Origin of the sequence: Cellulophaga baltica, assembly GCF_900102165.1 — a bacterium.
GTDB classification, from domain to species: domain Bacteria; phylum Bacteroidota; class Bacteroidia; order Flavobacteriales; family Flavobacteriaceae; genus Cellulophaga; species Cellulophaga baltica.
On sequence record NZ_FNBD01000005.1, the window covers coordinates 33,519 to 49,466 of the forward strand.

Consider the following 15,948-nt stretch of genomic DNA (forward strand, 5'->3'; position numbering starts at 1 on the left):
AACCTAATATGTCTAAAGTAGAAGCATTTTTATCCGAAAAAGAAGAGCAAGAGATTGTTCAGGCTATTATAGCAGCTGAAAAAAATACTTCTGGTGAGATTAGAGTTCATATTGAAGCACATACTACCTTAGATCACTTTAAACGTGCCGAAGAAGTTTTCCATGTTTTAAAGATGGACAATACGAAAGACGCTAACGGCGTTTTGATCTATGTGGCCGTGCATGATAAAAAGTTTGTCATTTGCGGAGATAAAGGAATTGACAAGGTAGTGCCTGAAGATTTTTGGGACTCCACTAAAAATGTCATTCAACAACAATTTAAAGAAGGAAACTTCAAACAAGGTATCATTGATGGCATCTTAAAAGCCGGAAAAGAACTTCACACTCATTTTCCATGGCAACACAACGACACAAATGAACTTAGCAATGAAGTTTCTAAAGGGTAACATATTAATTTTAGTTCTATTCCTAACTTCCTTTGCTTTTGGTCAGTTTACGATTCCAGAAAAGCCTAGCGAGCAAAAAGGGGTTTATGATTATATAAATTTGTTATCTGCTTCGCAGAAAAACACACTTACCCACAAATTAAAAAGTTATGCTGACAGTACCTCTACACAGATTGTAGTGGTAATTATTGGAAGCACTAAAGGCGAAGATATTAATTACCTGGGCGCACAATGGGGGCAAAAATGGGGTATTGGTCAGGGTGATACAGATAATGGACTATTACTAATTCTCGCTAAAGACGACCGAAAGGTGGCTATAAACACCGGTTATGGCGTAGAAGGCTCTCTTACCGACGCCATGTCTAAACGAATTATAGAACAAGTGATCATCCCTGAATTTAAAACAGGCGATTACTACGGAGGCATTAACAAAGGTGCCGATGCTATTTTTGGTATCCTTACGGGAGAATTTCAAGAAGACCGCACCTTTAGCACCAACTCTTTTCCTTTTAAAAGTTTATTCCCATTTTTAATATTCATCATTATCATTATCATCTTTTCTAACAAAAGTAAAGGAAACGGCGGCGGCAGAAATGGCGGCAAAAGGTCTGGAGGTTTTGATATTTGGGATGCTATTATTCTGAGTAATATGGGTCGCGGTGGCCATAGCTCCGGAGGAGGTTTCGGTGGCGGTGGTGGCTTTGGCGGCGGAGGTGGTTTTGGCGGAGGCTTCGGTGGCGGAGGCTTTGGCGGAGGCGGCGCTTCTGGTGGTTGGTAACCTCCCTAACAAACGCAACCATTCTTTATAATTTGTATCTTTTTAAAAACCCTACTATGTATAAATCAATAACAGTACTTTTCTTATCCCTATTTCTTGTGCAATGTGAAAGCAGTAGCGAGACAACTACAACAGACTGCAGTATCGTAAGCTGTTTTTCTAACAACTTTAAGATGATCATCATTGACGAAGCATCTGGCGCTAATTTAATTGCCAACGGGACCTATACCGCTTCTAATATTACCATTTTTGACGAAGCTAGTATGAATGCCGCTTTTTCAGTAACTACTACTGAAGAAACTCCAGGTATCTATTTATCAATAGATATTTTAGAAAGTCAAGAAAAAAGCTATACCGTTAATTTAAAGACTGATGCTTTTTTCACAATGAATATGGATATAGAAAAGACCGGAGAGGGCAGTGAGTGCTGCGGAATAGACACCGAAATAGATAGTATTTCTGTAAGTGGTGCAACTAGTGAAATAGATCTTGAAAATAAAACGATTACGCTATTTATACTATAGCAATACGCTTTAAATCCTAAAAAAGAGGGCTAAATTCTATGATAGAATTTAGCCCTCTTTAATATTATATCCTTTTGTGTGTCTTACTTTTTACGCATAAATACAGAGATAGGCACTCCAGAGAAATCAAAACTTTCTCTAAGCTTATTCTCTAAGAAACGTTTGTACGGATCCCTAACGTATTGTGGCAAGTTGCAGAAAAATGCAAATTGCGGATATGGTGTCGGTAACTGCGTACAGAACTTAATTTTCACATATTTACCTTTGTATGCTGGCGGAGGATAGTTTTCTATCAACGGTAGCATTATATCATTAAACTTACGTGTTTGAATCTTACGGCTTCTATTTTCATAGACTTGTACTGCCGTTTCAATCGCTTTAAAAATACGCTGCTTCGTCAATACCGACATAAAAATAATAGGCACATCTACAAAAGGCTCCATAGCCTCTTTGATCTTTTGCGTATATTGCTTCATGGTATTGGTCTCTTTCTCTTCTACCAAATCCCACTTATTCACAAGAACAACAATTCCTTTATTGTTACGTTGTGCCAACCAGAAAATATTCTGAACCTGACCATCAAAACCACGTGTTGCATCTAAAATTAGAATACACACATCTGAATGCTCAATAGCTCTTACAGAACGCATTACCGAGTAAAACTCTAGGTCTTCATGTACCTTAGACTTTCTACGGATACCTGCTGTATCAACAAGATTAAATTCAAAACCAAAACGGTTGTATTTAGTATCAATACTATCTCTAGTCGTACCAGCAACATCAGTAACAATATACCGCTCTTCGCCAATTAATGCATTAATGAAAGATGATTTTCCTGCATTAGGTCTCCCTACTACTGCAAATCTCGGTAAATCTTCATCCCTGTTTGGTTCCTTTTCTGGAAGCACTTCTACTAAAGCATCTAATAAATCTCCTGTTCCCGATCCATTAGTACTTGCAATAGTAAAATAATCTCCTAAACCAAGAGAATAAAACTCTACAGCATCTTCTGCACGTTTGTTATTATCTACTTTATTTACCGCTAATAAAACCGGCTTTTTAACTTTACGAAGTAAATTAGCAACGTCTTCATCCATCCCGGTAATTCCGGTTTCTACGTCTACCATAAAAATGATTACATCTGCTTCATCGATAGCCAATTCTACTTGTTTATCAATTTCTGCTTCAAAAACATCATCACTTCCTTTTACATATCCTCCAGTATCTATTACTGAGAATTCTCTTCCATTCCAGTCACTCTTGCCGTAATGACGGTCACGTGTAACTCCACTAACCGCATCAACAATAGCCTCTCTACGCTTTATTAATCGGTTAAAAAAAGTTGATTTCCCTACGTTAGGTCTTCCTACAATGGCTACAATAGCACTCATACTTCGTAATTTTGCTGCAAAAGTACTATTATTTATTGAAGAAAAATGATATCTTCTCTACCTAAATAGCTGTTACTGTGAAATTAGGGAAAAGAAAAATGTAACGATCTTAGAAAATTTGAGATATATTTAGCCCCAAACTCGTTTAAAAATTAACTAGGCACCTGTGAAAACGCTTCCAAACACTATCGTCTTAAGACCTCGTTTTCAATTGGTATTGAACTCAGAAAAAGAACAGCTACTTTCTAATTTCAGTCCTTTAGAACATCACGCTATACAATGCAAACGTTTAGATGAACACCTATTTCTGAAGTTTAAAGCCAAGGAACATCATTTCTGGTCGCCACAACTCCATCTAGAAATTGTCGCTAACGAGAAAGACAACTCTTGTACGGTCTATGGCGTTTTTGGTCCTAACCCAACCTTATGGACTTTTTTTATGTTCCTACATTTTGGGATTGCACTCCTATTTATAGCCATATCTATTTGGGCTTATTCTAGTTTTGCCTTGCACAAACCCTACGGAGTTCAAGTAGGTTTAATGGTACTAATGATTGTTCTATGGTTTTCTTTTTATGCTTTTGGGCGTATTGGCAAACAAAAAGGAAGACCACAAATGCAGGAGTTGTATAACCTAATGGAAGAGACTCTAAATAAATAATCCCCAAGCTTTTTAGAACTTAGGGATTATAACACAAATTTTATCTACTTCTATTTAATCTCATAAATAGCAACAGTATTAGAAACTTCATTGGTTACCACTAATAGATTTTCGCCCGTTGGGCTATCTTTTGCCGCTATAGCTAACAAGCCTTCCGGAGCTATATCATTTGTATCTAATAACCATTCTAGAAACTGCGGACTCGTAGGATTAGAAATATCATAAACCATAACACCTCCAGATCTCTCTAACCCAACAAATAACAAGGTTGCATTTCCAATTTTTAAAGTAGTTACCGATTCTGGCTCAGCACCTTTATCATCACTTCTGCCATCAGCTTCACCTTCATCTGCATTGAAAAATGATGGGTTGATATCCAATGTAGTACGTCCTATATCATCTGCACTATCATACACCAAAGTTCCTGATGTATTCCAAATTGAAAAGGATCTAGCGCCATATCCATAAATTTCATCAAAATCGCCATCACCATCAAGATCACCATTGGCAGTAGTAATTTTTAATCGCCCTAAATTTTCATCTAATTGTAATTCTGCAGCATTAGGAAAAGCTGTTGGATCTAAGGTCAAATCCTTTACGCGTTCTTCTTCAGAATAACCATCATAATCTCTAGAGTCTCCTTCATTAGCAGTAATGATATATTCCATTTCATCAATGGTTGCAAATGCAATGGCATCTGGCATATAGAAGCTCCATACAGGCCAGTTTTTAAAATTCCCCAAAACATCATCTTTATTACTCGCATCCATAGTATTTTCTGGAAGAGAAAAATCTTTCGTCCCTAATCCAAATACATCGGTAATTGTTTTTGCTGCTAAATTTACTACCGCAATTCCGTTATTTTCTTGTAAGGTAATGTATGCGTATTTGCTATCATCAGACACCGCGATATACTCAGGCTCTACATCTTGAGCGATACTCGCATTAGGGCCGAAAACTCGAAAATTTTTCCCTATTGCAGATGCACTAAAGGAGGTAAAAAATAAGGTGTTAATTTCATTTCTTTCAATATTAATGATAGAGACAGAACCTTCTGGGTCTACTGTATAGTCATCATTAGGCTCTCCTTCATTAGCAGAAATTAAATAGGCGCCATCAGGAGAAAAGGCTACCATATCTGGTAACGCGCCAACGGTATAAGATGTTATTAAGTTTTGAGAAGTAGTATCATAGGTTTGAATAGTCCCATTGGATTGCTTATTAGTATTTTCTACCGCTACCGCAACCACGCCATCATGAACCGCAACGCTATTTGGAACTCCTGTAAGGATAATTGATGTTAATTTAACCGCAGAAGAAGGTACCGATATATCCCAAACGGACACTTCTGATTGCACAGGATTTACAACAAATAATTTTTTAGTGCTAGGATCAAAAGCACTGATCTCCGAAAACCCTTCGTCTCCAGAGCCATTTGAGAATCCTCCAATTTTTGTAAATTGTAATGCAGATACATCTATATCAGCATCACCACCATGTCCTACGTGGTCTTTAATACAAGAAGTTAGTAAAAGCCCTCCAAAAAGAGCAATTAAAGTAAAATTTTTCATTGTTTTGGTTGTTTATGTATAACAACCAAAAATGCAACTTTTGTGTAACTTAGGCGTAAACTAAAGAACAAACAAAGGTTAAGAACCTAGCCTTGATTGTAACCAAAACGTTTTAACTGATTAGCATTGCTTCTCCAGTTCTTATTTACTTTTACATACAGTTCTAAATGCACTTGCTTATCAAAGAAAATCTCTAAATCTTTTCTAGACTCCACACCCACTCTTTTTAAGGCTGCACCTTTATGACCTATAATAATTCCTTTTTGAGAATCGCGCTCTACCATAATAACAGATCGCATTCTAATAATTTTATCATCCTCAAAAAATTCTTCTGTATCTATTTCTACTGAATATGGAATTTCTTTTTTGTAGTTCTGTAATATTTTCTCTCTAATAGTTTCGTTGACAAAGAAACGTTCTGGCTTATCTGTTAATTGATCTTTAGGATAAAACGCCGGAGAAACCGGTAGCAATTCTAAAATACGAAGGAATACTTCTTTGACATTAAAATTCTGTAACGCACTTATCGGGTGTATTTCTGCCGTTGGTAATTGCTCATGCCAATATTGCACTTGCTCCTCTAAAATACCTTGCTCAGAAACATCAATCTTATTTAATAATAAAAGTACCGGAATTTTGCTATTCTTCAATTTATCAAAGAAACGCTCATCTTTTAATGCCTTTTCCCCTATTTCTACCATGTAGATTAGAATATCTGCATCTTCGAAAGCCGACTTTACAAAATCCATCATAGAAGATTGTAACTCGTAAGCAGGTTTGATAATCCCCGGAGTATCTGATAAAATCATTTGAAAATCATCCCCATTAACTATCCCTAAAATACGGTGTCTCGTTGTTTGTGCTTTGGAGGTGATAATGGATAATTTCTCGCCCACAAAAGCATTCATCAAGGTAGATTTCCCCACATTAGGATTTCCAATAATATTTACAAAACCAGCTTTATGATCTGCCATCTTACTATTTTAACATTTAAAAGTACAAAGGTAGCTTATTGTAGGCCTTTAATTCATAACAAAACCTAAAATTAAGTACATAACTACGGTAATTCCACCACCAATTAAGGCATAAGGCAACTGCGTATTCACATGATCTATATGATCACTGGCCGATGCCATAGACGAAATAATAGACGTATCTGATATCGGAGAACAGTGGTCTCCAAAAATACCCCCTCCTAAAGTTGCTGCTATTACCAGCGTTAATGGCGCACCATGTACCTCTGCCATAGGCACTGCAATAGCCATCATGATAGCAAAAGTACCCCATGAAGTGCCTGTAGAGAATGCTATAAATGAACTAATTACAAAAATAATTGCTGGTAAAAACTCTGGTGACAACCAATCTTTTGACCAATCTGCCACAAAAGCTCCTGTCCCTAATTGATTACAGGCATCGCCAATAGCAAAGGCTAATAACATTAGTAATGCTAAGGGCATTAATTCACTTATACCTTTTAAGACCAAGTCAATCATTTCTTTTGTCTTCATTATTTTTTGAGATCTATACATGATCATAGCCACTAGAATAGCCGTAAGTACCGCATATAACACAGACGATGACCCTGAGCCTTTCCCAATGGCCTGGAAAACATGATCGGAAAATGAAGTAGCATTCTCTACCGCACTCCAACCCGTATAGACTAAATTAATTGGCATCATAAAAACCATGGTTGCCAAGGGCACAATCATATTATACGCTCTTGCCTTTATACCTTCTTTTGGCGCCAATGAAGTTACCTCACTAGAAAGCATAGGTTTAGAATTATCATTCAATAACTTTCCTGTTTCCCTTGTTCTTTTCTCCGCCTTAGCCATCGGGCCAATATCTTTTTTGGTTAAAATCACCACAAAGACAATGGCAATAGCCAATATTGGATAAAAATTATAGGCTATAGAAGAGAGCAATAAACCAAAAGGATTGTCTAAACCTTGCGTCACTAGTAAACCCATAATAAAAGCACCCCAAGCATTAAAAGGAATTAAAATGGAGGAAGGGGCAGAACTAGAATCGGCAATATATGCCAACTTCTCTCTTGGTATTTTTAGTTTATCGAAAACGGGTCTGTACAGTGTTCCTACCGTTAATGAGCTAATGCTTGTTTCTACAAATAATAATAAGCCTGTAAGCAATGCTAATAACTGCACTACTACTCTACTATAGCCTTTTTGCTTTTTTTCAAAGAAATGAATCACTTTATTCAACTGGTTTATAAAACCTTCTACCCCTTTGGAGTACTGAATAAATAAGAGTAATGCCCCTACAAGGGCACTAAACATTATGGTTCTGGTATTGCCTTCAGATTTAAAAACATTTACCATACCCTCTATGGTTGCCAATGTTCCTGTTAGCACATTCCAATCGCTCATGATCAACCAAGAAAACCAAATACCAAAAAGCAAAACTATATATATTTGTTTTGTTTTGAGCGCTAAAACAATTGCAATAACGGGTGGTAAAATTGAGAGTAAGCCGTAGTTTTCCATAAATAAATGTTTTGTAATCCAATGGTTTTTAAAACCCGTACAAAATAGTAAGATTTTAAGTAAGGAGCTCACAAATACCCTATTTAAAGTGGCTATCTAAAATTTTTAATATTTATTTCAAATAAAGTTTGGTGAATCGTAAAAAGTAACTATATTTGCAGCCTGAAATACGTCAGTCAGCAGTTATGAGTTGAAAGTTAAAAGCTAAAATGATCGTTTCAGAAACCCATATCGCGGGATAGAGCAGTAGGTAGCTCGTCGGGCTCATAACCCGAAGGTCACTGGTTCGAGTCCAGTTCCCGCTACTAGAAAAAACCACTTCAAATGAAGTGGTTTTTTATTTTACACCTGTTTTTGGACGAAGTTTTTAAAAATTAGATCTTTTAAAAATTCAATGTGTCTTTTTATGGTGGAATCTTAACTTCCTTCTAAAACAAGCTTAGTTTCAATATTCCTTACTACTTCATTACATTGGGCACATGCCTGCTCACCTTCTTGCGCATACCATCGGCATTTTGTTCTAATGGGACAAAATTGCAACTCTTTAGATACTTCATTGGCTACTATTGATATGATATTGCCAACCAATCCGCAGTCCTTACCGGTCCACTGTTTACATCCAGATTTTGCGCAATTTCCAGCAAAACGAAACCGGTTTTCAGGATTTCTACCTTCATTTGCTTGTGCTATAAAAGTTTGATTGACCGCTATTGGTTGTTTAAGAAAATCGATATATCCATCAGAGTTTATAATACCATACAGCTGTGCTCCTGGCTTTGCCAAATAACTAGGACATAATAAGTTCTCTTCTTTAGTATTTTTAGATTTTTTCATAATTCATCTATTTACCCCTAGAGCTAAAAAAAAATTAAGATTTAGAATTTCTGAATTCTGGATCTAAATCTATCAAAATCTTCCAACCAAATTCCATACTTAAACAGGTCGTTAAATCCTTTCAATTTAGGATTAAGAGCAATTTTTTTATTAATAACTATATCTCCTCCATGATCTATTTGAGCTAATTCCGTCATGATCACATTTTTAATGCCATCATCAATACGTTTAATTTGATCTGTAGATAATTTAATTCCGTCTAATGATGCAGTAAATACCACATCGTCTTGCAAATCTTTCATAATAAGTGTTTTTAAGGATTAAAATTTTAGTTTTTGTTGTAATCGCTTTTGATATCAAATAGTTTTCCTAACAAATAATACGTACTTATTTATCTAACTTTCCTACAAGGTATGTCAATAGAATAATACCTCAACGATTAATTGTATCCTTGGCTAAAAATCATGTGTAACTGGATATCAAATAGTTACAATCCTAAAAAAATTGTTTATGTAGAAAAATACATGTTTAAAGGAACTTAGCATCTGCACAAGCTTTGGGATGAGTTTTATGTTTTGTTTCTATACTAAAAAAAGCCACTTCATGAGAAGTGGCTTTTTTGTTTTCCTAAACGCTTCATTTACTACAGCGCTATGCAAATGATTTGATCACAGAATCTAAAAGTACTTTAGGTGATTTATCATGTTTCGTGATTTTAGGAATTTCACGATCAATATTTAATAGTTGATATACGGCCGTTTGTGCAGCTCTTACCGAATACTCTACCGTAAAGACCACATCATCCGGAATTTCTACAAACTGACTTACAAAAGCTAAATTTTTAGAACTTGCTGGCACTGGTTTTGGTCTATCACTAGTAGCTCGTGGCATAAACATAGACGTAATATATGGCATTCTACAAGGCACACAAATAGCACCTTCAAAGACACTGTCATCAAAATTTAAGTGGCCTGCTAGTTCTGTTAGTATTTCCTGCCCATTGCATTCAATCATGGTTTTAGGAACAAAATCTCCTACTCGGTTTCCATATAGCGCATACCCCCATAAGATAAAGACATCATCTGGCTGCCCTATAAAATGTGGCTGGTTATATAACACCACAGACATTAACCAACTAGAATCTTTGAACGTTACCAAACCACCGGTACCAGCTTTGTTGCCTGACATTTTTTCTAATTTATCAAAAAACTCCGATGTCTTAAACGTAACAGTAAATGATTCCCAGAAAGATTCTGGAATACTCGTATTAAAAGGTGCTGGGTTTCCAAAATCCGGTCTCCCCTTCGCTAATTTCTCCCAAAGCGTCCACCCCTTACTATCTGCTTTTGTTATTTTCGCTGGAGCCTGTTCCATAGAACCAATACTAGAAGCATCAACCATAGAGCCATTTTGAAAAATAACAAGATCATCTGGAGCAACAGCTACCTGTTTGGCTCCTTTTGGCCCAATTACGCTAACTGATATCACCGTTACTTTTCCATCTATTTCTTCAACAGCTATATCATCAACAGTAGTCGCTAATTCAAAATTAACCCCTTTTTCTTGCAGCCATGCTTGTAATGGGCGCACCAAAGAGTCATACTGATTGTATTCTGTTCTTTTTACGCCAGCCAAAGTATTAATTCTTGGAAACTCATTCATAAACCGATGTAAGTAACGCTTAAACTCTACCGCGCTATGCCAAGGTTCAAAAGCAAAGGTTGTTTGCCACATGTACCAAAAATTAGTGGTGAAAAATTCTGGAGACAACCAATCCGTAATTTTCGATGTTCCCAGTTTTTCTTCGGATGCTTCTAATAAGGTAAGAAACTCCAACCTGTCATGCATGGTAAAATTCATGGTAGCCGTATCTACAATATGACGGTTCTTATCTACCAAACGCGCTTGAGAATGCGCTATATGTTTTTTGTTAAAGGCTATAGTTTCCTCATTTACAGATATGCCTTTATTATGTATAGAAGGGATATCTTGAAACAAGCCCCAAAAACATTCGTAGGCATCTGTGGTAAGCATTCTTCCCCCACGAAGCGAATAACTCCCATCTTCTAACCTTGCCCCATCTAAACACCCACCTAAGGAAGGGAGCTTTTCAAAAATTGTAATTTGAGAACCTAACATTCCACCATCTCTAATCATAAAAGCTGCAGCAGCCAATGAACCTAGTCCTCCTCCTAAACAATACGCTTTAATTGTTTCTTTTGACATTTTTACACGTTTTAATTCAACTATAATATAGCATAAAGGTAGCACGGCTAACAAGCCTAAAACCTGATAAAAATCAGGTTTACAAGACATTAACAACAAATTGTGATTGGGGGTTTAATAAGGTAAAAGTGGTGATGCGTTTATAATTTATTTTATACCCTAAAAGATGCAACTCCAAAATCGCAGAAGATTTTACAGCCATTGCAGTAAGGATTTTTTGTATAACTTTATAGTGAGCGTAACACAATAACACTATGAAACCAGGTTTTATATACATACTCGCTAATAAAAACAATACCACACTCTATGTTGGGGTAACTAGTAATTTGCTACAGCGTATAGAACGGCATAAATCAAAGTTTTATCCAAAATCATTTTCTGCCCGGTATAACACAAACAAATTGGTGTACTATGAAGCCTTTCAAGACATAGGAGCTGCCATTGCCAGAGAGAAACAATTAAAAGCCGGCAGTAGAGCAAAAAAAATAGCCTTGATAGAAAAAGAAAATCCTGATTGGCAAGAGCAAAAAGTACTTGCACTGGGTAAACTTTGTGACGAAGAGAATTTAGATAAAGCACAGTTTAAAGCCTTAATTGACACGTATATCTATAGCGGACAAGAACCTATCAAAGATGACGTTTTTAAATGCTTAGACAATAGACCAAGTATTTTAAAAGCACGTGAAATAGGTGAACGCATTTTATCTAAAATGAAAGAGTATGTACAAGTTTTTATAGAAGGTATGACGGGGTAATAAAATTAGCGCTATCGTCTATAACCTTCCAGAAAACAGTAGTATCAGATCATCTAAATGAAAAGCCTTGCAAATTGGATATAAATTTAATCTTAAATAAGATAAACTTTGTTAGTAGATATAAAGAAATCTGTCTGGATCATAATGATTATGAAAATAGACTCCGTGGTAGGAATACAAAGCGGTATCTCGCTATTCTAAAAAAATTGGATGAAAATTTCTCATATGTATCAAAAGATAAATTCTTTACCTTAAAATATGAATATGAAGCATTTGAACTAAATCTAGGATTAGTTATAAATGACGGTCTTGTTGAGCCTAGTCTATATGTAATCCGTAATGAGGATTGGATACTTTACAATAGATTTGATTTTATTTCAGAAAAGTTACATACTGGCTTTCGAGAAAATTTTAATCTTCCAAAATATAAAACAGAAGCCGAACTTTAGTCGCTATTAACTGAAATTCTTAAACTTTATAAGGATATCAGGGTAGCGTTTGTGAAAGATTTTTGATAATGATAAATGAATTTGGAGTAATTGTAAGCAGCATAGAAGAAAAATGATAGAATTGTTTGTTAAGCATTTAGTAAAAATTTCTTAAATATTCAAACACATAATAGTGCAATAAAAAGCACTTTTAACAAATTAATTATTCTAAAAATTCAAAAAACCACAAATAGTGCGTTAAAAAGCACTTACCCTAGGTTTGAATTATAAAAAGGCATATTTTTATATAAAAAGAGCCATATAATGCACTCAAAAGATTTAATAGAAGCTATAAAAACACGTAGAGACAATCTAGATGTAACACAAGAAATGCTTGCAGACCTTTCTGGAGTAGGTTTGCGTACGCTTAAACAATTTGAAAGCGGTAAAGGAAATCCAACCCTAGAAACGTTACAAAAATTGGGTAATGCATTAGGTATGGAATTAACATTTACGATTAAAGAACTTAAATAATGAGACAAGCTGAGGTTCTATATAAAAAAGAAAAGGCAGGCATGTTGACACAGTTAGACGATGCCAGTTTTGTATTTACGTATCAAGATAGTTGGTTTAACGATATTAATAAACCAGCAATTAGTTTAACCTTACCTAAAACACAACAAGAATATACGTCTAAACATTTGTTTTCTTTTTTTTATAATATGTTACCAGAAGGCTCTAACAAGCAAACGGTTTGTTTTCAAAACCGTATAGATACCAAAGATCATTTTGGCATCTTGTTAACGACAGCAAAACAAGATACTATTGGTGCAGTAACTATTAAAAAACTAGACAAATAATGGCAATACCACAAATTACAGTTTGCCCAAGTACCCTTGCTAAAGAGAGTAATTCTTATAGTAACACCGCTTTAAGACGTGTATTTAATGGTAAAAAAGTAAGTCCTCTTTTACCTTACGATTCCCCAACAAGCAACGACATTACAGATGCGCTGTTTACAGAAAACAGAAAACGCATGTCTATTTCTGGTGTGCAAGAAAAATTTTCGGTCCTATTAGAAAAAAACAAGTTACGTTTAGTCGAAGAAAACGAACAAGGACAATACATATTAAAACCAATACCAAACGTTGGTAAAAACGCCAATCAAATGCCCGCAAACGAGCATCTAACTATGCAAATAGCAAGACAAGTATTTAATATAGAAACTGCCGAAAATGCACTCATCTTCTTTAAAAATGGTAACCCTGCATATATTACAAAACGGTTTGATGTAAAAGAAGATGGTCGTAAATGGGCACAAGAAGATTTTGCATCTTTAGCACAACGAACACCACAAACACATGGCGAAGATTTTAAATATAGAGGTAATTATTTAGAGCTGTTTACTATTTTAAAAAAGTACGTTCCGGCCTATGCTGTAGAATCTATTAAACTATTTAAGCTTATTCTTTTTAATTATTTGTTTTCTAATGGCGATGCGCATTTTAAAAACTTCTCACTGATAGAAACACCTTTAGGCGATTTTAAATTAAGTCCGGCTTACGATTTACTAAACAGTAGATTGCATATAGACGATAAAGATTTTGCTTTAGAAGATGATTTATTACCACCTAATTTAAAACAAGGTAAAGTTACAGAACAGTTTTATGTCTTAGGCGAACAAGCAGGGATTTCAAAAAAACAAATAGATAACGTATTTAAGTCTTTAACGGCTAAAAGTGATGCGGTATTAAAATTAATTGAAGCTTCTTTTTTAGATGAAAAAACGAAGCGAAATTACAGACAAGCCTACCAAACCCGGTTAAATAAATTACGACGTCTATGATTAACGAATATTCAGAAGATAGGTTTATGCTAGCGCAATACAATGGAATAAATCAAGCTGTTATTTAAGAATATGAATTAGGCAGATTGCTTCCGTAAATTGCCGTGTCGTCCCCCTTCGCAATGACCTTATGAAACCAGGTTTTGTATACATACTCGCTAATAAAAACAATACCACACTGTACGTTGGGGTAACTAGTAATTTGCTACAGCGTATAGAACGGCATAAAACAAAGTTTTATTCAAAGTCGTTTTCAGCGCGATATAACACAAACAAATTGGTGTACTATGAAGCCTTTCAAGACATAGGAGCAGCCATTGCTAGAGAGAAACAATTAAAAGCAGGCAGTAGAGCAAAAAAAATAGCCTTGATAGAAAAAGAAAATCCTGATTGGGAAGATCTCATCAAACAAGCAACAGATTGCTTCGGCAAAAGTGCCTCGCAATGACGAACACAGTGCAATGCAGCAAACCATTAATCAGAGCCACGTGCTTGCTTGCGCTATTAATACAACCTACCTAAATGGATCAACACCATAAATTATAAATAGTGATAGAAAATAATAAAGCGTGTAGACTTCCCGTTGAATTTTTAATTCCCAAGACCAAATGTCAATAGCTATTCTAGCTAAATAGCATTATATAATCACCTAATTTTTATGCCCTGCGGAAAACCGCAAGGTTATTTTGTTTTATGATTCTATGTTTGTTAGGAACTTTGAAGCACCAAGCTTTTCTAACACCGCTACCAGCACATGGAATGGATTCTTAAACTTTTATTTCTAGGCATTGTGATTGGTATTGTTAGAAAATATCCTAAGACTAGTATTGCGCTAGCATTATTAGGCCTGCTCATCTACAGTCAAAAGCAAGATCCTGTTGAGGAACAACGTACAGCTCCTACAGAAATTTACTCCAACAAAACGTATTCTACTCCTGAAGTCCCCACCACCTACCGCTTTAAGGCTTCTCGTAATAGTATAGAAGCCGAATTAGGAATCTCCCAACCCGTTACAACCAAACGTTATAAAAAGGCAGCGACTACAACGATTAGAGTAGGCGCTATTTGTAATGATGGTACTTCTTCTACAGCTACAGGCAGAGGCGCTTGCTCTCATCATGGCGGCGTAGCCTATTGGCTTTACGAGTGAAATCTTCGTGGAACGCCTAACTAACTTTACTCCTTCAACTTATCTAAAACATGGGTTTTATACATGTAGTCTGTTACTTTATGCAATCCTTTATGATAAATAGGATGTGCATGATAGTAGGTAAAAAATTCTACTTCTCCTCCTTTTTTAACATACCAAAGTTCTTGGTGTTTCTCACGCCTACTTTTTACCTCTTGAAGATCATTTATTTTTCTAAAATTAAGAAATACTAATTCCTGATATGGCTCCTCATGGGCTACTCCTGTACATGCCGATTTCTCATAATGATCTTCTTGCCATACCATACAATTCTGCTCTTCTTTTACAAAACCGAAATAGGTTAATGCACTTATCACAACAACCGATAGTAACGAAACTATTTTGTTACTCCCCTGATTAAAAAAACCAACTGAAGTACTCCTTCCGGAATCGGATATTTCTGGCTCTGGGTCTTTCGTTATAATCGGCTCTTCTATAACCTTTGGCTCATCAAGTTCAGACGGATGAGCCGTAACAAATTCCGCATAGTTTTTATAACCTAAATAGTTACATAAATATTCAATTACTTGAGGTTTGATAGGCTCAAGATTTTCCTCATCTTTTTCTACAAATCTTGTATAGTTATCGCGAAGAGTTCTTTCACTAATTTGAAATTTATTGACTTTATCAAGTTCGTTTGAGAGATACTGGGCCATCCTAGTTTTAACTGAAGAGCATGAGTCTACCTCTACTTTTTTAAATACAAGGGTTATTAATTTTTTGGACATTTTGGTTGGTCTGGTTGTACCCTAAAACTACTACATTTTTGGAAATTATATGGAAAAAACCTGCTGG

General features: G+C 35.6%; 19 protein-coding genes and 1 tRNA gene. 12 read left to right on the forward strand and 8 right to left on the reverse strand.

Going from position 1 to position 15,948, the window contains the following annotated elements:
* Window positions 1-8 precede the first annotated feature (8 nt).
* The 3 genes from BLQ19_RS09750 to BLQ19_RS09760 are packed head-to-tail and all read left to right on the forward strand — an operon-like array spanning window position 9 to window position 1,748.
* Entirely contained in the window at window positions 9-446 is a 438-nt protein-coding gene (locus BLQ19_RS09750) for a TPM domain-containing protein (RefSeq protein ID WP_074538231.1), read from the forward strand.
* Window positions 427-1,224, forward strand: coding sequence for a TPM domain-containing protein (locus tag BLQ19_RS09755; RefSeq protein ID WP_074538232.1), 798 nt, complete (start codon window positions 427-429; stop codon window positions 1,222-1,224). Before BLQ19_RS09750 ends, BLQ19_RS09755 begins: the two co-directional genes overlap by 20 nt.
* A 56-nt stretch (window positions 1,225-1,280) precedes the next feature.
* A complete protein-coding gene (locus tag BLQ19_RS09760; RefSeq protein ID WP_139150234.1) occupies window positions 1,281-1,748 on the forward strand; it encodes a hypothetical protein in 468 nt (155 codons plus the stop codon).
* 83 nt (window positions 1,749-1,831) lie between these two features.
* On the opposite strand, the gene der is transcribed toward BLQ19_RS09760, so the two are convergent.
* Window positions 1,832-3,139 carry a ribosome biogenesis GTPase Der gene (gene der, locus BLQ19_RS09765; protein WP_024478919.1) on the reverse strand — a complete coding sequence of 436 codons (1,308 nt, stop codon included), beginning with the start codon at window positions 3,137-3,139 and terminating at the stop codon, window positions 1,832-1,834.
* Between the two features lie 166 nt (window positions 3,140-3,305).
* Here der and BLQ19_RS09770 point away from each other — a divergent pair, with 166 nt between their 5' ends.
* Entirely contained in the window at window positions 3,306-3,800 is a 495-nt protein-coding gene (locus BLQ19_RS09770) for a hypothetical protein (RefSeq protein ID WP_025613680.1), read from the forward strand.
* Between the two features lie 50 nt (window positions 3,801-3,850).
* Here BLQ19_RS09770 and BLQ19_RS09775 read toward each other — a convergent pair whose 3' ends face one another.
* The 3 genes from BLQ19_RS09775 to BLQ19_RS09785 all read right to left on the reverse strand — a co-directional run bounded on the left by BLQ19_RS09775 (window position 3,851) and on the right by BLQ19_RS09785 (window position 7,875).
* Window positions 3,851-5,371, reverse strand: a complete 1,521-nt coding sequence (locus BLQ19_RS09775; protein ID WP_074538234.1) for a choice-of-anchor I family protein — start codon at window positions 5,369-5,371, stop codon at window positions 3,851-3,853.
* Window positions 5,372-5,457: 86 nt separating this feature from the next.
* Window positions 5,458-6,345: a GTPase Era gene (era, locus tag BLQ19_RS09780; RefSeq protein ID WP_024478922.1), complete on the reverse strand. Its 888-nt coding sequence runs from the start codon at window positions 6,343-6,345 to the stop codon at window positions 5,458-5,460.
* 48 nt (window positions 6,346-6,393) lie between these two features.
* Window positions 6,394-7,875: a Na+/H+ antiporter NhaC family protein gene (locus BLQ19_RS09785; protein ID WP_074538235.1), complete on the reverse strand. Its 1,482-nt coding sequence runs from the start codon at window positions 7,873-7,875 to the stop codon at window positions 6,394-6,396.
* 232 nt (window positions 7,876-8,107) lie between these two features.
* On the opposite strand from BLQ19_RS09785, the gene BLQ19_RS09790 reads away from it, so the two are divergent.
* Window positions 8,108-8,180 (forward strand) — tRNA-Met (locus BLQ19_RS09790).
* 112 nt (window positions 8,181-8,292) lie between these two features.
* On the opposite strand, the gene BLQ19_RS09795 is transcribed toward BLQ19_RS09790, so the two are convergent.
* From BLQ19_RS09795 to BLQ19_RS09805, 3 genes are all read right to left on the reverse strand, one after another.
* Window positions 8,293-8,709 carry a hypothetical protein gene (locus tag BLQ19_RS09795; RefSeq protein WP_025613717.1) on the reverse strand — a complete coding sequence of 139 codons (417 nt, stop codon included), beginning with the start codon at window positions 8,707-8,709 and terminating at the stop codon, window positions 8,293-8,295.
* Between the two features lie 41 nt (window positions 8,710-8,750).
* The gene (locus tag BLQ19_RS09800) at window positions 8,751-9,011 is read right to left on the reverse strand and encodes a hypothetical protein (RefSeq protein ID WP_024478925.1); all 261 of its coding nucleotides are present in this window, start codon (window positions 9,009-9,011) and stop codon (window positions 8,751-8,753) included.
* Between the two features lie 349 nt (window positions 9,012-9,360).
* Complete coding sequence (locus tag BLQ19_RS09805; RefSeq protein WP_139150235.1) at window positions 9,361-10,935, reverse strand: oleate hydratase; 1,575 nt, start codon at window positions 10,933-10,935, stop codon at window positions 9,361-9,363.
* A gap of 254 nt (window positions 10,936-11,189) precedes the next feature.
* Between BLQ19_RS09805 and BLQ19_RS21790 the strand changes: the two genes are divergently transcribed.
* From BLQ19_RS21790 to BLQ19_RS09840, 7 genes are all read left to right on the forward strand, one after another.
* Entirely contained in the window at window positions 11,190-11,690 is a 501-nt protein-coding gene (locus BLQ19_RS21790; protein ID WP_074538236.1) for a GIY-YIG nuclease family protein, read from the forward strand.
* Between the two features lie 74 nt (window positions 11,691-11,764).
* The gene (locus tag BLQ19_RS09815) at window positions 11,765-12,139 is read left to right on the forward strand and encodes a hypothetical protein (protein ID WP_074538237.1); all 375 of its coding nucleotides are present in this window, start codon (window positions 11,765-11,767) and stop codon (window positions 12,137-12,139) included.
* A gap of 303 nt (window positions 12,140-12,442) precedes the next feature.
* Complete coding sequence (locus tag BLQ19_RS09820; protein ID WP_024478936.1) at window positions 12,443-12,652, forward strand: helix-turn-helix domain-containing protein; 210 nt, start codon at window positions 12,443-12,445, stop codon at window positions 12,650-12,652.
* Window positions 12,652-12,978, forward strand: a complete 327-nt coding sequence (locus tag BLQ19_RS09825; RefSeq protein ID WP_024478937.1) for a HipA N-terminal domain-containing protein — start codon at window positions 12,652-12,654, stop codon at window positions 12,976-12,978. The genes BLQ19_RS09820 and BLQ19_RS09825 overlap by 1 nt, the downstream gene beginning before the upstream one ends.
* Entirely contained in the window at window positions 12,978-13,964 is a 987-nt protein-coding gene (locus BLQ19_RS09830) for a type II toxin-antitoxin system HipA family toxin (protein ID WP_074538238.1), read from the forward strand. Before BLQ19_RS09825 ends, BLQ19_RS09830 begins: the two co-directional genes overlap by 1 nt.
* 130 nt (window positions 13,965-14,094) lie before the next feature.
* Window positions 14,095-14,412 carry a GIY-YIG nuclease family protein gene (locus BLQ19_RS09835; protein WP_074538239.1) on the forward strand — a complete coding sequence of 106 codons (318 nt, stop codon included), beginning with the start codon at window positions 14,095-14,097 and terminating at the stop codon, window positions 14,410-14,412.
* Window positions 14,413-14,718: 306 nt separating this feature from the next.
* Complete coding sequence (locus BLQ19_RS09840) at window positions 14,719-15,114, forward strand: DUF3761 domain-containing protein (RefSeq protein WP_074538240.1); 396 nt, start codon at window positions 14,719-14,721, stop codon at window positions 15,112-15,114.
* 26 nt (window positions 15,115-15,140) lie between these two features.
* Here the strand turns inward: BLQ19_RS09840 and BLQ19_RS09845 are convergent, their stop codons facing one another.
* On the reverse strand, window positions 15,141-15,809 hold the full coding sequence (locus BLQ19_RS09845) for a hypothetical protein (RefSeq protein WP_074538241.1): 669 nt from the start codon (window positions 15,807-15,809) through the stop codon (window positions 15,141-15,143).
* Window positions 15,810-15,948 lie beyond the last annotated feature (139 nt).

Coding starts and splice junctions, on each gene's coding strand:
- BLQ19_RS09800 (WP_024478925.1), bottom strand. CDS start 9,011: ATGAAAGATTTGCAAGACGATGTGGTATTTACTGCATCATTAGACGGA.
- BLQ19_RS09805 (WP_139150235.1), bottom strand. CDS start 10,935: ATGTCAAAAGAAACAATTAAAGCGTATTGTTTAGGAGGAGGACTAGGT.
- der (WP_024478919.1), bottom strand. CDS start 3,139: ATGAGTGCTATTGTAGCCATTGTAGGAAGACCTAACGTAGGGAAATCA.
- BLQ19_RS09775 (WP_074538234.1), bottom strand. CDS start 5,371: ATGAAAAATTTTACTTTAATTGCTCTTTTTGGAGGGCTTTTACTAACT.
- BLQ19_RS09760 (WP_139150234.1), top strand. CDS start 1,281: ATGTATAAATCAATAACAGTACTTTTCTTATCCCTATTTCTTGTGCAA.
- BLQ19_RS09795 (WP_025613717.1), bottom strand. CDS start 8,709: ATGAAAAAATCTAAAAATACTAAAGAAGAGAACTTATTATGTCCTAGT.
- BLQ19_RS09830 (WP_074538238.1), top strand. CDS start 12,978: ATGGCAATACCACAAATTACAGTTTGCCCAAGTACCCTTGCTAAAGAG.
- BLQ19_RS09840 (WP_074538240.1), top strand. CDS start 14,719: ATGGAATGGATTCTTAAACTTTTATTTCTAGGCATTGTGATTGGTATT.
- BLQ19_RS09825 (WP_024478937.1), top strand. CDS start 12,652: ATGAGACAAGCTGAGGTTCTATATAAAAAAGAAAAGGCAGGCATGTTG.
- BLQ19_RS09835 (WP_074538239.1), top strand. CDS start 14,095: ATGAAACCAGGTTTTGTATACATACTCGCTAATAAAAACAATACCACA.
- BLQ19_RS09845 (WP_074538241.1), bottom strand. CDS start 15,809: ATGGCCCAGTATCTCTCAAACGAACTTGATAAAGTCAATAAATTTCAA.
- BLQ19_RS09750 (WP_074538231.1), top strand. CDS start 9: ATGTCTAAAGTAGAAGCATTTTTATCCGAAAAAGAAGAGCAAGAGATT.
- BLQ19_RS09820 (WP_024478936.1), top strand. CDS start 12,443: ATGCACTCAAAAGATTTAATAGAAGCTATAAAAACACGTAGAGACAAT.
- BLQ19_RS09785 (WP_074538235.1), bottom strand. CDS start 7,875: ATGGAAAACTACGGCTTACTCTCAATTTTACCACCCGTTATTGCAATT.
- era (WP_024478922.1), bottom strand. CDS start 6,345: ATGGCAGATCATAAAGCTGGTTTTGTAAATATTATTGGAAATCCTAAT.
- BLQ19_RS21790 (WP_074538236.1), top strand. CDS start 11,190: ATGAAACCAGGTTTTATATACATACTCGCTAATAAAAACAATACCACA.
- BLQ19_RS09755 (WP_074538232.1), top strand. CDS start 427: ATGAAGTTTCTAAAGGGTAACATATTAATTTTAGTTCTATTCCTAACT.